The following is a 15,467-nucleotide window of genomic DNA, read 5'->3' as shown; positions in this document are numbered from 1 at the left end:
GCCCCTTTCCCGGCCGGGCGAGGGGCAGGGCGTGCCGGGCGTCAGGCTTCGAGCCGCGCCCGCGAATCCGTGCGGGCGAGGCGGGCCAGCAGGTACTCGACCTCGGCCTTCGCCTGGGCGGTCAGGGCCTGCGACGGCTTGCGCTGCGCGTCGGATGAAAAAATCCCCCGGCGCATGAACACGTATTTGCGCACCGCGAGGCCCAGAGGACCCTGCTGCTGCTCGTAGCGCAGATAGGGGAGGTGGGCGTCGAACAGGTCGTGGGCGGCGTCGCGCTCGCCGGCCCGGCCGAGGCGGACCACGTCGACCAGCATCTCCGGGAAGGCGTAGCCGGTATTGGCCCCGTCGGCGCCGCGCTCGGTCTCGAAGTCGAGGAACAGGCCGCCATTGCCCACCAGGATGGAGATGTGGCGCATCGAGCCGTCCGCCTCGAAGCCGCGCAGCGTCGAGATCTTCTCCAGGCCCGGCCAGTCCTCGTGCTTGAGCATCACGCAGGAGGGGTTTTCCGACACGATCCGGCGGATCACGCCGGGGGTCATCTGGACCGAGAAGGTGAGGGGATAGTCCTGAAGCACGAAGGGCACGTCCGGGCCCACGGCCTCGGCGGCATTCCGAAAATAGCCGACCACCTGGTCGTCGGTGCGGAGCGTGTTGGGCGGCGCGATCATCACGCCGGCCGCGCCCAGCTCCATCACCTCCCGGGCGAGCGACCGCATGGCCGCGAAGCCTGGCGCCGTGACGCCGACGATCACCGGCAGCCGGGTGCGCCCGAGGACGCGCCGCGCCACCGCGATTCCCTCCGCGTGGTCGAGCTTGCCGGCCTCGCCGAGCTGGCCGAGAATCGTCAGGCCGTCGACGCCGGCCGACCCGAAGAAGTCTGTCATCCGGTCGAGGGAGACCTCGTCGATCCGGCCGTCCGGATGGAACGGCGTCGGCGCGATCGGTACGACGCCGCCGATGTCGCTGGTGAGGGGCATGCCGGTCTCCGCGCTGCTGCGGCGGCCGCCGGCCGCCGGGTGGCATGCCCCATACTAAAAAATCCCGGGCGACGCGACGCGCCCGGGACGGGATCGGACCGCGTTCGGCGCGCGATCGACCGGTTCGATCAGCCCAGCAGCTTGTCGAGGGTGATCGGCATCTCGCGGACCCGCACGCCGGTGGCGTGCCAGACCGCGTTGGCGATGGCGCCCACCGTGCCGGTGATGCCGATCTCGCCGACCCCCTTCACGCCGAGCGCGTTCACCACCGCGTCGTCCTCGTGGACCAGGATCGCCTCCAGGGCGGGCACGTCGGCGTTCACCGGCACGTGGTACTCGGCGAGGTTGTCGTTGAGGAACCGGCCGGTGCGCGGATCCATCTCGGCCCGCTCGTGCAGGGCGAAGGACAGGCCCCAGATCATCCCGCCGTAATACTGGCTCTGGACCAGCCGCGGATTGATCACCCGGCCGGCCGCGAAGGCGCCGGTGAGGCGGCTCACCCGGATCTGGCCGAGCTCGGGATCGACCTTCACCTCGGCGAAGACCGCCCCGTGGGCGTGCATGGCGTACGACGCCTGCGCGGCCGGATCGGCGCCGGCCTTGCCCTGGCCCTCGATGCTGGCCCGGCCGGCCCGCCTGAGGATGTCGGCGATGGCCTCGCTCCGGCTCGGGTCGTCGCGCCGGGCGAGCCGGCCGCCCGCCGCGGTGACGCCGGCATTGCCGGCCCCGTAGAGCGGGGAGGCGGGATCGTTGGTGGCGAGATCCGCGAGCTGGCGGATCACGTCGCCGGCGGCCGCGTGGATCGCCCCGCCCGCCGTCGCGGTGTGGCCCGAGCCGCCCGCGATGCCGGCATTCGGCAGGTCGGAAGACCCCATCCGGAAGGTGAGGGCGTCCATCCCGATCCCGAGCCCGTCGGCGGCGATCTGGGCCAGCGCCGTCCACGAGCCCTGGCCCATGTCGATCGCCCCGAGCTCCACCGTGCCGGTGCCGTCGGCGCGGATCTCGGCCCGGGCCATGCCCTCGAAGATCAGCGCCGGGAAGGTCGCGGTGCCCATGCCGGTGCCCACCAGGAACCCGTCCCTGTCGCGGGTCTGGCGGGGCTGGAGCGGGCGCCCGGCCCAGCCGAAGGCCTCGGCGCCGCGCCGGTAGCAGTCCCGCAGCGCCTTCGACGAGAACGGCTTGCCGGTGATCGGCTCGACCTCGGCGTAATTGGCGAGCCGGAACTCCAGCGGGTCCATGCCGAGCGCGAAGGCCATCTCGTCGAGCGCACTCTCCAGGGCGACGCTGCCGGTGGCCTCGCCGGGCGCCCGCATGAACAGGGGCGTGCCGGTATCGAGCCGCACCGCCTCGTGCCGGATGGCAATGGCGGGGCTGGCGTAGAGGGTGCTGGTCGCCCGGCCCGCCGGCTCGAAGAAGTCGTCGAAGCTCGACGAGGCGGTGCGGATGTGGTGATCGAGCGCCGTGAGCTTGCCGGCGGCGTCGGCACCGAGGCGGATCGTTTGCCGGGTCGGGCCGCGATGGCCCATCGGGCCGTACATCTGGCTCCGGGTCGGCACGAGCTTCACCGGTTTGCCGACGAGCTTGGCCGCCATGCAGGCGAGCACCTGCGGCCCGGCCGGCACGCCCTTCGAGCCGAAGCCGCCGCCGAGATAGGGGCTCTCGATGTGGATGTCGTCGGGGCTGATGCCGAACAGCCCGGCGAGCCGCCCCTGCGACATGGCCAGCGCCTGGGTCGGCATGTGCAGCGTCAGCCGGTTCCCGTCCCAGCTGGCCACCGCCGCGTGCGGCTCCATGGCGTTGTGGTACTGGGCCGGCGTCTCGTAGGTGGCGGCGATCGTCTTGGACGCGGCCGCGAGCCCGGCCTCGACGTCGCCGTCAATCTCCACCGGCGGCGCGCCGACGCCGACCGAATCCGGCGTGAAGACCGCGCCGGAATCGAGCCCGATCCGCGGCGTCTCGGCCGCGTAGGTCGGGGCGAGCAGCCGGGCGCCCTCGGTGGCCGCCTCCAGGGTCTCGGCGATCACCACGGCGATCGGCTGGTTGGCGTAGCGGACCGTATCGTTCTGCAGGAGGTCGAGGCGGAACGTGAACGGCCCGTCCTTGGCGTCCGGGTCCTTGGCGAGCGCCGGGGCGTTCTGCGGCGTCATCACCGCGACGACGCCGGGATGGGCCTCGGCGGCGGCCACGTCGAGGCCGGTGACGCGGCCCTTGGCGATCCGGGCGACGCAGAGCGCGGCGTGGAGCGTGCCGGGGGGCAGGTTGTCGGCGGAGAAGCGGGCCTGGCCCGTCACCTTGAGGGGGCCGTCGCGCCGGGTCAGCGGCTGGCCAATGCTGGAGCCGTGGCGGATCGCACCGGCGGGGAGGTTCGAGGCGGGCGTGGAGGTCGCGGTCATGCGGGTCTCCTCAGACGATGCCGAACGGAGAGGCAGGGAGCGCCGGGATCCGGGCGGGCGTGCCCGCGGCGGCCTGGGTGAGGGCGCGGATCGCCACCCGGCGGGCGAGCTCGATCTTGAAGGCGTTGGCCTCGCCGGTGGGCTTGGCGCCGGCGAGCGCCGCGTCCGCGGCCTTCGCGAAGGCCTCGGGGACGGGCGCCTGTCCGGCGAGCGCAGCTTCAGCCTCCGCCACCCGCCAGGGCTTCAGCGCCAGCCCGCCGAGCGCCAGCCGGGCCTGCCCGATCCGTCCGCCGGCCTCCAGGGTGAGGGCAGCCGCCGCCGAGACCACCGCGAAGGCGTAGGAGGTGCGGTCGCGGACCTTGAGATAGCGGGCATGGCCCCGGAAGGACGCCGCCTCGGGCGGCAGGCGCAGGGCGGTGATCAGCTCAGCTTGCCGCAGGTCGGTCTCCCGCTCCGGATGGTCGCCGGGCAGCAGGTGAAAGGCCGTCAGCGGCACCTCCCGGGCGCCGTCCGGCCCGGCGATCTCCACCACCGCGTCGAGGGCGGCGAGCGGCACGCAGAAATCGGACGGGTGGGTGGCGATGCAGTGCTCGCTCCAGCCCTGGACCGCGTGGATCCGGGTGGCGTGCCCCAGGGCCGCACAGCCGGAGCCGGGCGCGCGCTTGTTGCAGGGCGAGACCGCGTCGGTGAAGTATTGGCAGCGGGTGCGCTGCATCAGGTTGCCGCCGACGGTCGCAGCGTTGCGCAATTGCGCCGAGGCGCCGGCCAGCAGGGCCTCGGCCACCATCGGGTAGGCCTTGGCGAAGGCGGGGTCATAGGCGAGGTCGCTGTTGCGCACCAGGGCACCGACCCGGGTGGTGCCGTCCGGCAACCGCTCGATCGCCGAGAGGCCGGGCAGGCGGGTGATGTCGACGATCCGCTCGGGAGTCGCGACGCCGCCCTTCATCAAGTCGACGAGGTTGGTGCCGGCGGCGAGGAAGGCGGTGCCCGGAACCTGCCCGGCCGCCAGGGCCTCCGGCACGCTCGCGGGGCGGATGTAATCGAAGCGTCTCACGCCGCGTCCTCCCGGTGCTCCGTGCGGGCCGCCGCGTCCTGAACCGCATCGAGGATGCCGGCATAGGCGCCGCAACGGCAGAGATTGCCGCTCATGCCCTCGCGGATGCGCTCGGGATCTGTGCCGGCGTGGCCCTCGCGAATCAGGCCGACCGCGCTCATGATCTGGCCGGGAGTGCAGAAGCCGCACTGGAAGCCGTCATGGGCGATGAAGGCCGCCTGGACCGGGTGGAGCCGGTCGCCCTCGGCCAGCCCCTCGATGGTCAGTACCTCGGCACCGTCGAGGCTCGCGGCGAGCGTCAGGCAGGAGTTGATGCGCCGTCCGTCCACCAGCACCGTGCAGGCGCCGCACTGGCCGCGGTCGCAGCCCTTCTTGGCGCCGGTCAGGCCGAGGCGCTCGCGCAGGAGATCGAGGAGGGTGACCCGCGGATCGTCGAGGGCGATCTCGCGCGGCTGCCCGTTCAGGGTGAGCCTGAGGGGAATGGTCATGCGGGGGTCCCGGCTTGCAAAGGCTGGAACCGTTACAGATAGCCGCCGCCACGCTCTCGGCGAGACCTTAAGCACAAGGTGATGTGCGCAGGATCACGGCACGCGCAGGTCGCACCCCTATGCGGACTTGACCGTGACTTCCGAGACCGACTTCAGCACCGTCTTGCCCTTGGCAGTCTTGATCTCCAGGGCCGGCTCCGCCTTCGAAGCCTCGCGCTTCACCGTGTTGCCCTTGATGGTCTTCTTGACGTCCTGGGTGTGGACCTTGGTCACCGCACCCGAGACGGTGCCCTGACCCCATTTGTAGGTCACGTCGTCGCCAGCCTTCACCTTCGCCTTGGCGGTCATGTGCGTCTCCATCGCGGATGCGGGGAAAGCGGAGCTGGGGCAGGGGCGTTCCCGGGTATCCACGGCCGGAATGCCGCAGCCGGATCGACCTGCCCCGCCGGAATTCCAGCCTCAGCGCCCGACCGCCCGGCGCAGGGCCGTGACCATCGTCTCGACCGCTCCTTGCGCGGCCTCACCGAGGTCGATGGCGGTCTCGCCGGCGGTGACGAGGCCGCGCGCCTCCAGCTCCTTCACGCCCTCCGGATCGGCCTCGTGGCCGGCGCCGTCGCGGCGGATCACCGAGGTGACCGTCTCGCCGCTGACGAGGCGGTGATAGGCCGCGAAGGCGAAGATCGAGAGGGCCTTGTCGGAGAGTCCGTTCACGTCGTCGGCCATGCTTGTGCGCCTCCCTGCGCTCCTCGTGGGCTGTTCGACGAACGCCGCGGGAGCCTTGGGGCTCCGGATGGCGGCAGGGGTGCGACGACGGGTGCGCCCGAGCGGCGAGGCTTCGCGCCGGGGCCGCCTTCCTGCTAGTCTGCCATCCTCCATGAATGCGCAGACCGATCAGACCGAAGTGGAACCCACCCCCGAGACGCTCCGCGCCCCCGCGCCGCCCGATCTCGACTATCGCCTGCGCCAGCAGGTGATCCTGTCGGAATTCGGCGTCGAGGCGCTGCGCGGCACCGATGTCGACCACCTGCTGCAGCGGGCCGCGGAGCTGTGCGCGCAGGGCATGGGCGCCGAGTTCTGCAAGGCGCTGGAATATCAGCGCGGTGCCGACACCCTGCTGGTCCGGGCCGGCGTCGGCTGGGGGCCCGACGTGATCGGGAAGGCCCGGATCGGGGCGGACCTCGCCTCTCCGGCGGGCTTCGCCCTCAAGACCGGCCGGCCGGTGATCTCCAACCACCTCGCCGATGAGACCCGGTTCCGCACGCCGCAGCTCATGGCCGATCACGGCATCCGCCGGGCGATCAACGTGCTGATCGAGAATCGGGACGGCGCCTTCGGGGTGCTGGAGGTGGACGATACCCGGGAGGGCATGTTCGAGGAGGCCGACATCGCCTTCATGCAGGGCTTCGCCAACCTGCTCGGCGGCGCGATCGAGCGCCAGCGCACCGAGACCCTGCTGCGCGCCGCCCTCGCGCGGCAGGACCTGCTCGCCCGCGAGATGAGTCACCGGGTCAAGAACAGCCTCGCCATCGTGGCGAGCCTGCTCGCCCTCCAGGCCCGGGCCGCCGAAGACCCGGCCGTGCAGACGGCCCTGGCGGATGCGCGCAGCCGCGTCGAGGCGATCGCGGGCGTCCACGACCAGCTCTGGCGGCAAGGTGACAAGGCCGGCGACAAAGCGGAGGGTGACGGGGAGGGGGTGCCGGGCGAACTCGACCTCGCCCCCTTCCTGGAGAAGCTGGTGGCCAACCTCGCCAGCGGCGTGCCGGGCCAGCGGCTCGCCTGCACGGCCTGCCCGCAGCGGATCTCGGCCGACCGGGCGATCCCCATCGGCCTGCTGGTCAACGAACTCGTCACCAACGCGCTCAAATACGCCTACCCGCCCGAGACGCACCCGGCGGGCGGGGAGATCCGGGTCCGCGCCGAGCGCCGGCCCGAAGGGCTCGTGGTCGAGGTGACCGATGACGGGATCGGCCTGCCGGCGGGGTTCGAGATCGGGCGCGCCTCGAAGAGCCTCGGTATGCGGGTGGTCGGCAGCCTCACGCGCCAGCTCGGCGGCAGCCTGACGATCCCGGCCCGGGAGACGGGCACCTGCTTCCGCCTGGAGGTGCCGCTGGCCGGTTGAGCGCGCCGCCCGGCCGGGGCGGGGACTGGACAAAGGCCCTGCCCCGTCGCGATCTGCGCACGACGGGCTCGGCGAGAGTGAGCGGGTGCAGTGACCGGGATCAGCACGACGGCGGCGCGCCTCGCCGAACGGCTCCACGCCTTCCGGAGCCTCGGCGACAATTGCGAGTTCGGGTTCGTGCAGCGCTACGGCGGGGTCGAGCCCTCCGGGCTGCTGCGCTTCTCCTACACGCCGATGGCGGACCTGATCCGCGGGCTGCGCTGCGGCTTCGCGGATTTCGGCGTACCGGGAGATCTGCGGCTCTCCGTGAGCGCCGGGGGCACCTATTACTGCCACAGCGTAGCCTACAACATCTGGGCGAATACCGGGCACCCGGCCGGCTCGATCGAGCCGGCGGTGCTGCTGGAGCGGGAATACGGCCGGCTGGCCCATCTCAAGCGCAAGCTGCTGGACGACCTCGCCGACGGCTCGAAGATCCTGGTGCGCAAGGTCGGCCGCGACGAGCCCGAGGCCGATTTCGCCCGCCTGACCGAGGCGGTCTGGGCACACGGGCCCTCGACGCTGCTCCGCGTGACCGAGGCCGGGCCGGACTGGATTCCGGAACCGGCCCGGCGCGTCGCCGACCGGCTGATCGCGGGGCGGGTCCGCCGCTTCGCGCCGGCGGAGCAGGCCTGGGAGGTCGACCTCGAACCCTGGATGCACCTCGTGGACAGCGCCTACGCGCTGGAGCGCGGCGTGGCGCCGACCCCCCTCGACGCCGCCGCCTTCCCGGAGGCGCTGACGCTGCCGGGTCGCCTGCGTCGGCATGTCGGCCGCCACCGGGCGATGGCGCTCAGCGCCTACACGCGGGCGGTGGATCCGGCCGGCTTCCGCACCGATGCGGTCCACGTCTTCTCGAGTTGGGTGTGGATCCCGGAGGACTTTGCCGGGGACCGGGTCTTCGCGGCAGCCGGCTATGCCCGGCTGGGCTGGCGGGATGCCGACCTGTCGCGGCGCCGGTGCTGGCAGCGCGTCTGGGCGGCGGGGCGGCTGCGGCCCGACGCGACGCGCGAGCCCGTCGGGCTCGGCATGATCGGCACGCGGCGGGACAGGTTCTGGTCCGCCGGGGCGCGCTTCGCCGAGGGGCCGATCCCGGGCGATGAGCCCGCGCCGGATCTGCCGATGCCGCCGTTCCGTTTCCCGGGCCGGGATCTCCTCGGGCGGCTGCTGCCGCGGGTCCTGTAGCTCGGACGCCCCGCTCTCCCGCGCCGGGCGCCTTCATTCCTCTCTCAGGCGCCGCGCGTAGAGGGCGGGCGGCATCCCGACATGCCGCCGGAAGGCCGCGCTGAAGGTGCCGGCGGAGCTGTAGCCTACCCGTCCGGCCGCCTCCGCGACGGTGATCCCGTCCCGGCGGAGGAACGCCTTGGCCAGCGCCATGCGCCAGCCGGTGACGTAGGCCATCGGCGCGACCCCGACCGCGCGCTGGAACCGGTCGAAGAAGGCTGACCGCGACAGGGCGGCCTCCCGGGCGAGGGCGCCCACCGTCCAGGTCTGTGCCGGCCGATCATGGATGCACCGCAGGGCGGCAGCGAGATGATCGTCGCGAAGCCCGCGCAGGAGTCCGGCCGACGCGGATGGACCCGCGGCCGAGCGCAGGGCCTCGATGAGGAGCACCTCCAGAAGCCGCGTCAGGACGGCTTCTCGGCCCGGTCGCCCCGCCCGCGTCTCGTCGTCGACGAACGCCATCAGGGCACTCAGCCGCGGCTCGCCGCGCACATGCACCTGATCCGGCAGGAGCGACACCAGCAGGCCGGCATCGTCCGAGGCGAAGGTGCAATGCCCGACCAGCATGCGAATGTCGGGCTCGGCGTGCTCCGGCCCGAGCCGGAACAGGCCGGGGCTCGTTTCAACGGGCGCGGCCGGCGCCTCTAACGGCGTGTTCGCCGGCGGCTCCAGGCTGGAGACCGCGAAGGCGCGGGCTGCCGGTACCAGGATGAAGTCGCCCGCCTCGAGCACGACCGGTGCACCGCCCGCCACATCCAGACGGCACCGGCCCTCCAGGATCGCGCCATAGAACGGCCGGCCGGCATCCGAGCGCGTCACCCGCCACCGGCCACCCGCGACGATGCGTTTCGAGATGTCGGGCTCGGGCCGGAGCAGGCTGACCACCTGGCTGAGGGGATCCGTCATATCTGGACGATCGCGCATGGAATTCGGACTTTTGATCGTAGATCGTCCAGCCTCGGCCGCCTACCCTCGGGCCTTCCCAACCGGAATCATCGTCCATGCGCACCATACTCATCACCGGCTGCTCGTCCGGCTTCGGCCTGGAGACGGCCCGCTTCTTCCTCGACCGGGATTGGTCGGTCGTCGCCACCATGCGGAGGCCGCACCCCGACATCCTGCCCGCCTCCGACAGGCTCCGCGTCCTGCCGCTCGACGTGACGGAGGCGGACAGCATCGCGGCGGCGGTGGCGGCGGCGGGCCCGATCGATGTCCTCGTCAACAACGCGGGCGTCGGGCTGCTCAACGCCCTCGAGGGGACAACGCCCGCCATGGCCGAGGAGGTCTTCGCGACCAACACGCTCGGCACCATCGCGATGACCCGAGCGGTGCTGCCGCAGTTCCGGAACCGGCGCGCGGGCGTCATCGTCAACGTCACCTCGGCCGTGACGCTCAGGCCGCTGCCGTTCCTCTCGGTCTACACGGCCAGCAAGGCGGCGGTGAATGCCTTCACCGAAGCGCTCGCGGTGGAACTGGACCCGTTCGGCGTGCGCACACGCCTCGTCATCCCAGGGCGGGCCCCCGACACGGCGTTCGGCGAGAATGCCCGCGCCCGCATGGGGATGGACATTCCCGAGGCCTATGCGGAGCAGGGAGCCACGCTCTTCGCCGGGATGCGCCAATCCGCCGAGCCGGTGACGCGGTCGCTGGACGTGGCGGCCGCGATCTGGCGGGCGGCGACCGATCCGGCCTGCCCGATGCGCCTTCCGGCCGGCGCGGACGCCGAGGCCTGGGCCGCGGCCGCCTGACCGCCACGGTTCCGGCGACATCCGACGGCCCGCCTCGGGGAGGGCGGGCCGAGCAGACGGACGGGCATGCCGGTGCAAACGTTCCGCGCCGATAGGGCCGTCCGCGCGGGTTGGAGATCGCGCGACGGAATCCGGCGGATCAGTGCGCGTGACGCATCCGCGGGGAGGGGTCCCGGGCCGCCCTCGCCCGATCCGGCGGACCGGGGCCGCCCGGTGGTCCGCGGCGATCGCCGCCGTCCCGCATCCAGGATCGCGGCGGAGCCGGCTCCCGCGTCGAAACCGCCGATCGTGCAGGCTCCAGCCAGAGCCGGTCGAAGCCAGCCGAGATGTGTTCGGCTTTTCTCTCCGTTTTGTTCCAGGCTGAGGCCCGCTATCCGGCTTCGGGACCCGCCCTGTGTCAGGATCCAGAGTTCGCATAAGATATATTATGGAACATGGACGGCAGTCCCGGCCGGGCGAGGGGGCTGGCATGCCAGGTTGGTCACCGGTGGGCGATCCGGGATCATGCCGCTTCGTGCCGTGTCCGGTTCCCGAGGCCGTGATCGGGCCGGGCCGCCTGGACGTCGCGGCCGGACCGGGTGAGGGCGGTCCGAGCCCCCTCCCCGCAGCGGCTCACGCCACACGCACGGCCTCACGCCGCGCGCCCGGCTATGCGGCGCACATCGCCGAGGATCCGGCCGTCCTGCGTCCGACAGTCGATATGCTCCGACAGCCGGCCGGGCCGGATCCGGATCGCCGTCGGCCGGGCCAGAAGCTCGGCGCGCTCCAGGAAGCCGAGGGCGCTCATCGGCGCGTCCCGGCCGCCGCCGAGGCCGCGCCACCAGGACACCGCCTTCTCCCGCTCGTAGCCGCTGCGCTCGGGCCGCAGATGGACGCGCCACACCGCCTCGGCGGCGCCGTCCCGCCAGCCGAGCACGAGGTCGAGCCCGTCCGGTGCCGCCTCCAGGCTCAGGTCCGTGACCGGATGCCAAGCCGGCTCGTGCCAGCCGGTTTCCGCCGCCGGGGCAGGGCCGGCCGGTTCGGGGCCCGGCAATCCGGGATCCGCCGAGAGGATCGCCAGCTCGTCGTCGGCTGCGGCCTCGTGCGGGGCCTCTGTATCCACTTCCGGCTCGGTCCAGCAGGCCTCGCAGGTGGAGGCGTTCAGCGCGATCAGGGCGCCGCAGCCGGGGCAGGGCTTGGCGCGCGAGCCCCCTGCCCCGCCGATCACCTGGGTGGCACTCCGGACCGTCACGGCGTCCACGGGGCCGTGCATCCGCACCAGACCGGCATAGTCGAGGATCAGTGCATTGACCTTGCCCGGGGCGCAGCGCAGCGCCCGGCCGACCTGCTGCACGTAGAGACCGGTGCTGCGGGTCGGGCGCAGCAGCGCCACGAGATCGACCTCGGGCACGTTGAAGCCGGTCCCCAGCACGCCGACCGAGGTCAGGCAGCGGATCCGTCCAGCCCGGAATGCCGCCACGATCCGGTCGCGCTCCCGCCGTGGGGTCTCGCCCGAGACGGTCTCGCAGGAATACCCCTCCGCCCGCACCGCGTCGCGCACGGCCTCCGCGTGGGCGAGCCCGGCGCAGAAGGCGAGCCAGGCCCGGCGGGCACGCCCGTACTCCGCGAGCTCCGCGACCGCCGCGCGCGTGATCCACTCGCGGTTGACCGCCGCCTCCAGCTCGCCCGGGATGTAGTCGCCCCCGCGCCGGCCGACGCCCGAGACGTCGAGCTGGGTCAGCGTCGCCTTGGAGACCAGGGGCGCCAGGAAGCCGTCCCGGATCAGCGTGAACGTGTCGGCCTCGTAGGCGATGCCGGAGAAGAGCCGGTGCTCGCCTTCGTCGAGGCGGCCCGAATCGAGCCGGTACGGGGTCGCGGTGAAGCCCGCCACGCGCATCCCGGGGGTCAGTGCCCGCAGGCCGGACAGGAAGCGGCCGTAGCGGGTGTCGGCGGCGCGGGGGATCAGGTGCGCCTCGTCGACGATCACGAGGTCGCGCGGGCCGACCGCGTCGAGCCGGTCGGCCACCGACTGGATGCCGCAGACCAGCACCGGCGCCCCACCCTCCCGCCGCCCGAGCCCGGCCGAGAAGATCCCGGCCGGCGCTTCCGGCCAGGCACGGGTCAGCTCCGAGAAATTCTGGGCGACCAGCTCGCGGCTATGGGTGACGATCGCCACCCGGGCGCGGGGGTTTTCCGCCAGGGCCTCCCGGGCGAGGGCCGCGATCACGAGTGCCTTGCCGGCGCCGGTGGGCAGCACGATCAGGTGGCCGGGCGCCGCCTCGTCCGCCCCTGCCCGCGCCCAGGCGGCCGAGAGCGCGTCGAGACTGGCGCGCTGGTAGTCCCGCAGGCGCAGCATGGCGGCGGTCTAGTCGGGTTCGCCGGCCCTGTCCGTTGCGGCGCGGTCACGGCGCAGCAGGTAGATGTCCATGATCCAGCCGTGCCGGGCCCGGGCCTCGGCGCGGACGCGACGGACCTCGTCGCCCGTATCGCCCAGCCGGCCTGAGACCAGGATCTCGTCCGGGCTGCCGAGATAGGCGCCCCAATAGATCGTCAGGTCCGGGTCGAGATGCGCGAAGGCCGGATCGCCGTCGAGCATCACCACGACGCTCTCCGCCTCCGCCGGCCAGCCCGCGGCGAGGCGCCGGCCGGTGGTGATCAGCACCGATCCGCCGATGCCGTTCAGCGGAACGCCGTGGCGGGCGGCGAGCACCTGCACGCTCGACAGGCCGGGGACCACCGTGCGGGTGAACGCCACGCGCCCTCGCGCGGCGATGTGGTCGAGGATGCGGAGCACGCTGTCGTAGAGGGCCGGGTCGCCCCAGGCCAGGATCGCCCCCACCTCCCCGCCCCCGAGATGGGTCGCGAAGGCCGCCTCCAGCCGCTCGGCCCGGGCCGCGTGCCAGGCCGCGACGGTGCTGCCGTAATCGGCCGGGCGGCGCTCCCGGGGCGGGTCCTCGACGGTGACGACCCGGTGGGGTTTTCGGATATGGGCCGCGCAGATCCGGCGGCGGCTCTCGACGAGATCGGCGGTCTCGGCGCGCTTGTCGAGGACGAACACCGCGTCGACATCGGCGAGCGCCCGCACCGCCTGGAGGGTCAGGTGCTCGGGATCGCCCGTGCCGATGCCGATGACCCGGATCTGCCTGTTTTGCATGCCGTCCTCCGCCGGGGCGGGGAGGGCCGGCGCTGGCCTCCCCTACAAGCGCGCATCGGCTTTGGCGAGGATGGCCCGCGCGATGGTCAGGTCCTGCAGGGCGATGCCGGAGGAATCGAACACGGTGATCTCCGCCGGATCGGTCCGCCCCCCCTCCCCGCGCCGCAGCACGCCGCCGAGCGCCGTGAGGCCCGCCCGGGCGCGCGCGGAGGCGTGCTGGAACTCGCCGATGGTGCGCGATTGCTCCGGCAGGTCGCAGAACAGGGCCGCCCGGTCCAGCAGGGCGGGGGGCAATTCCTGCTTACCCTTGGCGTCGGCCCCCATGGCGGCGACATGCGTGCCGGGGCGGACCCAGGCGGCCTCGAACAGCGGCGCCCGGGCCGGCGTTGCCGTGACGATCACGTCGGCCGCTTCGCAGGCCTCCCGGGCGGAGGCCGCCCGCACGTCGAGCCCGGAGGCCCCCTGCCCCGCCAGGCGCTCGGCGAAGCCCGCGACCTTGGCGGGGTCCCGGGCGACGACCAGCACCGTCCTGATCGGCAGGACCCGGGCGAGCGCTGCGGCCTCGAATTCGGCCTGGTTGCCGGCCCCGAACACGGCGAGCACCTTGGAATCCGGCCGCGCCAGGACGCTCGCCGCCACCGCGTCGGCGGCGGCGGTGCGGTAGGCGTTGACCCGGCCCGCCTCGATCACCGTGTCGACCCGGCCGACGGCCTGATCGAACAGCAGGATCACCGAATTATGCCGCGGCAGGCCCCGGTCGGGGTTGCCGGGCCAGAACGAGCCGACTTTCAGGCCGGCATATTCGGCCGTGGAGCCCGACTTGATCGAGAACCGGTTGGCCGGCTCCGAGCCGTGGCCGAGCACCGCCGGGAACAGAGTGGTGCCCGCCGCCACCGCGGCGATCAGCGCCTCGCGCGCCGCGTCGAACGCCATGGCGTGATCGACCAGGGCGGCGGATTCCTCCTCAGAGATGAAGCGCATGGATTCAGGGACCTCCCAAGTCATGGTTTCAAAAGGTCATCGACCTTTTGCGGGTGCAGGGCAGAGCCCTGCCCTCGGGCGGAGCCCGGTGTCGGGGCGCCGCCCCGACACCCCGCCGAAGGGCTTCAGCCCTTCGGAATCCCCTACAACGTCATGCCGCGCGCGGTGACCGGCCAGATGGCCTCGACCCGGCCGTTCCGGACGCCGACATACCAATCGTAGACGTTGACCGTCGGGTCGCAATGGCCGGGGATCAGCTTCAGGCGCTCGTTGAGCTTGAGCACGTTGCCGGGATCGCTGATCACCCCGTGCTCGTCCGAGCACTTGATGTACTCCACGTCGTCCCGGCCGAAGACCACCGGCAGGCCGCTGTCGATGCTCTGCGCCTTGAGGCCGGCGTCGCAGATCGCGACGTCCGCCTTCGCCTTGCTCATGATCGCCGTGTAGATGAACAGGCTGTTCTCGAACTCCGCGATCGGCCGCCCGTCCGCATCCTTCACCCGCTGGTAATCCGCGTCCATGAAGACGTAGGAGCCGCATTGCAGCTCGTTGTAGACGCCGCTTCCGCCCTCCATGGCGAAGCTGCCGGTGCCGGCCCCCGCCACGATGGCGCAGTCGAGGTCCGCTGCCTTCAGCAGGTCGACGGTGCGCCGCGTGTCGTCGATCGCCGTCTGGATCAGGGCCTGGCGCTCGCCGTAGTCGCGCACGTGCTGGGCCTTGCCCTGGTAGGCCTGCAGGCCCGCGAAGCTGAGGCCTGGCGCCGCCGCGATCTTCTTCGCGATCGCCACAGCGGGCTCGCCCGGCACGACGCCGCAGCGGCCGGCGCCGACGTCGATCTCCACGAGGCACTCGAGGGTGACGCCGTACGTGACCGCCGCCGCCGAGAGGTCGTCGACATTGCCGAGGTCGTCGACGCAGACCAGAACGCGCGCCCGGGTGGCGAGCGCCGCGAGGCGCTCGATCTTCTTCGGCGCCACCACCTGGTTGGAGACCAGCACGTCGCGGATGCCGGCGCTCACCAGCGCCTCGGCCTCGCTGACCTTCTGGCAGCAGACGCCGCAGGCCCCACCCCGCTCGATCTGCATAACGGCGATGTCGGACGATTTGTGGGTCTTGGCATGCGCCCGGTGGCGCAGGCCGTGCTCCTTCATGAAGCGGCCGAGCTTCTCGATGTTGCGCTCGAGGGCGTCGAGGTCGACCAGCAGGCAGGGGGTGTCCACCTCCTCGACCGGCATCCCGACGGTGGCGGGGATATTGTTGCGCATGGTGTGTCCTCCTGATCGCGTGCAGATCTCTTGGCGGGAACCCAGG

Annotated in this window: 14 protein-coding genes; 3 read left to right on the top strand and 11 right to left on the bottom strand. The window is 72.6% G+C overall.

What is annotated here, in order from left to right:
• Nucleotides 1-41 precede the first annotated feature (41 nt).
• The 6 genes from BLT59_RS25540 to BLT59_RS25515 all read right to left on the bottom strand — a co-directional run bounded on the left by BLT59_RS25540 (nucleotide 42) and on the right by BLT59_RS25515 (nucleotide 5,635).
• Nucleotides 42-977 (bottom strand): dihydrodipicolinate synthase family protein, encoded by a 936-nt coding sequence (locus BLT59_RS25540; RefSeq protein ID WP_091787511.1) that lies wholly within the window; start codon nucleotides 975-977, stop codon nucleotides 42-44.
• 128 nt (nucleotides 978-1,105) lie between these two features.
• Complete coding sequence (locus BLT59_RS25535) at nucleotides 1,106-3,370, bottom strand: xanthine dehydrogenase family protein molybdopterin-binding subunit (RefSeq protein WP_091787508.1); 2,265 nt, start codon at nucleotides 3,368-3,370, stop codon at nucleotides 1,106-1,108.
• 10 nt (nucleotides 3,371-3,380) lie between these two features.
• Nucleotides 3,381-4,424: an FAD binding domain-containing protein gene (locus BLT59_RS25530; protein ID WP_091787505.1), complete on the bottom strand. Its 1,044-nt coding sequence runs from the start codon at nucleotides 4,422-4,424 to the stop codon at nucleotides 3,381-3,383.
• Nucleotides 4,421-4,912: a (2Fe-2S)-binding protein gene (locus BLT59_RS25525; RefSeq protein WP_091787502.1), complete on the bottom strand. Its 492-nt coding sequence runs from the start codon at nucleotides 4,910-4,912 to the stop codon at nucleotides 4,421-4,423. Before BLT59_RS25525 ends, BLT59_RS25530 begins: the two co-directional genes overlap by 4 nt.
• A gap of 117 nt (nucleotides 4,913-5,029) precedes the next feature.
• Entirely contained in the window at nucleotides 5,030-5,260 is a 231-nt protein-coding gene (locus BLT59_RS25520; RefSeq protein ID WP_091787499.1) for a hypervirulence associated TUDOR domain-containing protein, read from the bottom strand.
• 111 nt (nucleotides 5,261-5,371) lie between these two features.
• The gene (locus BLT59_RS25515; protein WP_091787497.1) at nucleotides 5,372-5,635 is read right to left on the bottom strand and encodes a hypothetical protein; all 264 of its coding nucleotides are present in this window, start codon (nucleotides 5,633-5,635) and stop codon (nucleotides 5,372-5,374) included.
• Between the two features lie 151 nt (nucleotides 5,636-5,786).
• Between BLT59_RS25515 and BLT59_RS25510 the strand changes: the two genes are divergently transcribed.
• Complete coding sequence (locus BLT59_RS25510) at nucleotides 5,787-7,031, top strand: sensor histidine kinase (protein WP_091787494.1); 1,245 nt, start codon at nucleotides 5,787-5,789, stop codon at nucleotides 7,029-7,031.
• A gap of 90 nt (nucleotides 7,032-7,121) precedes the next feature.
• The gene (locus BLT59_RS25505; RefSeq protein ID WP_091787491.1) at nucleotides 7,122-8,255 is read left to right on the top strand and encodes a hypothetical protein; all 1,134 of its coding nucleotides are present in this window, start codon (nucleotides 7,122-7,124) and stop codon (nucleotides 8,253-8,255) included.
• A gap of 33 nt (nucleotides 8,256-8,288) precedes the next feature.
• Here the strand turns inward: BLT59_RS25505 and BLT59_RS25500 are convergent, their stop codons facing one another.
• A complete protein-coding gene (locus BLT59_RS25500; RefSeq protein WP_091787488.1) occupies nucleotides 8,289-9,200 on the bottom strand; it encodes an AraC family transcriptional regulator in 912 nt (303 codons plus the stop codon).
• 95 nt (nucleotides 9,201-9,295) lie between these two features.
• On the opposite strand from BLT59_RS25500, the gene BLT59_RS25495 reads away from it, so the two are divergent.
• Nucleotides 9,296-10,042: an SDR family oxidoreductase gene (locus BLT59_RS25495; RefSeq protein ID WP_091787485.1), complete on the top strand. Its 747-nt coding sequence runs from the start codon at nucleotides 9,296-9,298 to the stop codon at nucleotides 10,040-10,042.
• Nucleotides 10,043-10,673: 631 nt separating this feature from the next.
• Here BLT59_RS25495 and BLT59_RS25490 read toward each other — a convergent pair.
• The 4 genes from BLT59_RS25490 to BLT59_RS25475 all read right to left on the bottom strand — a co-directional run bounded on the left by BLT59_RS25490 (nucleotide 10,674) and on the right by BLT59_RS25475 (nucleotide 15,421).
• Nucleotides 10,674-12,377 carry a DEAD/DEAH box helicase gene (locus BLT59_RS25490; protein ID WP_091787483.1) on the bottom strand — a complete coding sequence of 568 codons (1,704 nt, stop codon included), beginning with the start codon at nucleotides 12,375-12,377 and terminating at the stop codon, nucleotides 10,674-10,676.
• 9 nt (nucleotides 12,378-12,386) lie between these two features.
• Nucleotides 12,387-13,175 (bottom strand): precorrin-6A synthase (deacetylating), encoded by a 789-nt coding sequence (gene cobF, locus BLT59_RS25485; RefSeq protein ID WP_091787480.1) that lies wholly within the window; start codon nucleotides 13,173-13,175, stop codon nucleotides 12,387-12,389.
• A 42-nt stretch (nucleotides 13,176-13,217) separates the two neighbouring features.
• Nucleotides 13,218-14,156: an ornithine cyclodeaminase family protein gene (locus BLT59_RS25480; protein WP_091787477.1), complete on the bottom strand. Its 939-nt coding sequence runs from the start codon at nucleotides 14,154-14,156 to the stop codon at nucleotides 13,218-13,220.
• Between the two features lie 143 nt (nucleotides 14,157-14,299).
• Nucleotides 14,300-15,421 (bottom strand): DSD1 family PLP-dependent enzyme, encoded by a 1,122-nt coding sequence (locus BLT59_RS25475; RefSeq protein WP_091787474.1) that lies wholly within the window; start codon nucleotides 15,419-15,421, stop codon nucleotides 14,300-14,302.
• Nucleotides 15,422-15,467: the final 46 nt, after the last annotated feature.

The sequence above is a fragment of the Methylobacterium sp. UNC378MF genome (genome assembly GCF_900103195.1).
Lineage (GTDB): Bacteria > Pseudomonadota > Alphaproteobacteria > Rhizobiales > Beijerinckiaceae > Methylobacterium.
Note: the sequence above shows the minus strand (reverse complement) of the source record. Positions and strands in the feature narration are given on the sequence as shown.

Bases quoted from the DNA above. Each gene is read 5' to 3' on its own strand.
- BLT59_RS25480 (WP_091787477.1), bottom strand. From the start codon at position 14,156: ATGCGCTTCATCTCTGAGGAGGAATCCGCCGCCCTGGTCGATCACGCC.
- BLT59_RS25510 (WP_091787494.1), top strand. From the start codon at position 5,787: ATGAATGCGCAGACCGATCAGACCGAAGTGGAACCCACCCCCGAGACG.
- BLT59_RS25520 (WP_091787499.1), bottom strand. From the start codon at position 5,260: ATGACCGCCAAGGCGAAGGTGAAGGCTGGCGACGACGTGACCTACAAA.
- BLT59_RS25535 (WP_091787508.1), bottom strand. From the start codon at position 3,370: ATGACCGCGACCTCCACGCCCGCCTCGAACCTCCCCGCCGGTGCGATC.
- BLT59_RS25540 (WP_091787511.1), bottom strand. From the start codon at position 977: ATGCCCCTCACCAGCGACATCGGCGGCGTCGTACCGATCGCGCCGACG.
- BLT59_RS25490 (WP_091787483.1), bottom strand. From the start codon at position 12,377: ATGCTGCGCCTGCGGGACTACCAGCGCGCCAGTCTCGACGCGCTCTCG.
- BLT59_RS25500 (WP_091787488.1), bottom strand. From the start codon at position 9,200: ATGACGGATCCCCTCAGCCAGGTGGTCAGCCTGCTCCGGCCCGAGCCC.
- BLT59_RS25475 (WP_091787474.1), bottom strand. From the start codon at position 15,421: ATGCGCAACAATATCCCCGCCACCGTCGGGATGCCGGTCGAGGAGGTG.
- BLT59_RS25525 (WP_091787502.1), bottom strand. From the start codon at position 4,912: ATGACCATTCCCCTCAGGCTCACCCTGAACGGGCAGCCGCGCGAGATC.
- cobF (WP_091787480.1), bottom strand. From the start codon at position 13,175: ATGCAAAACAGGCAGATCCGGGTCATCGGCATCGGCACGGGCGATCCC.
- BLT59_RS25515 (WP_091787497.1), bottom strand. From the start codon at position 5,635: ATGGCCGACGACGTGAACGGACTCTCCGACAAGGCCCTCTCGATCTTC.
- BLT59_RS25495 (WP_091787485.1), top strand. From the start codon at position 9,296: ATGCGCACCATACTCATCACCGGCTGCTCGTCCGGCTTCGGCCTGGAG.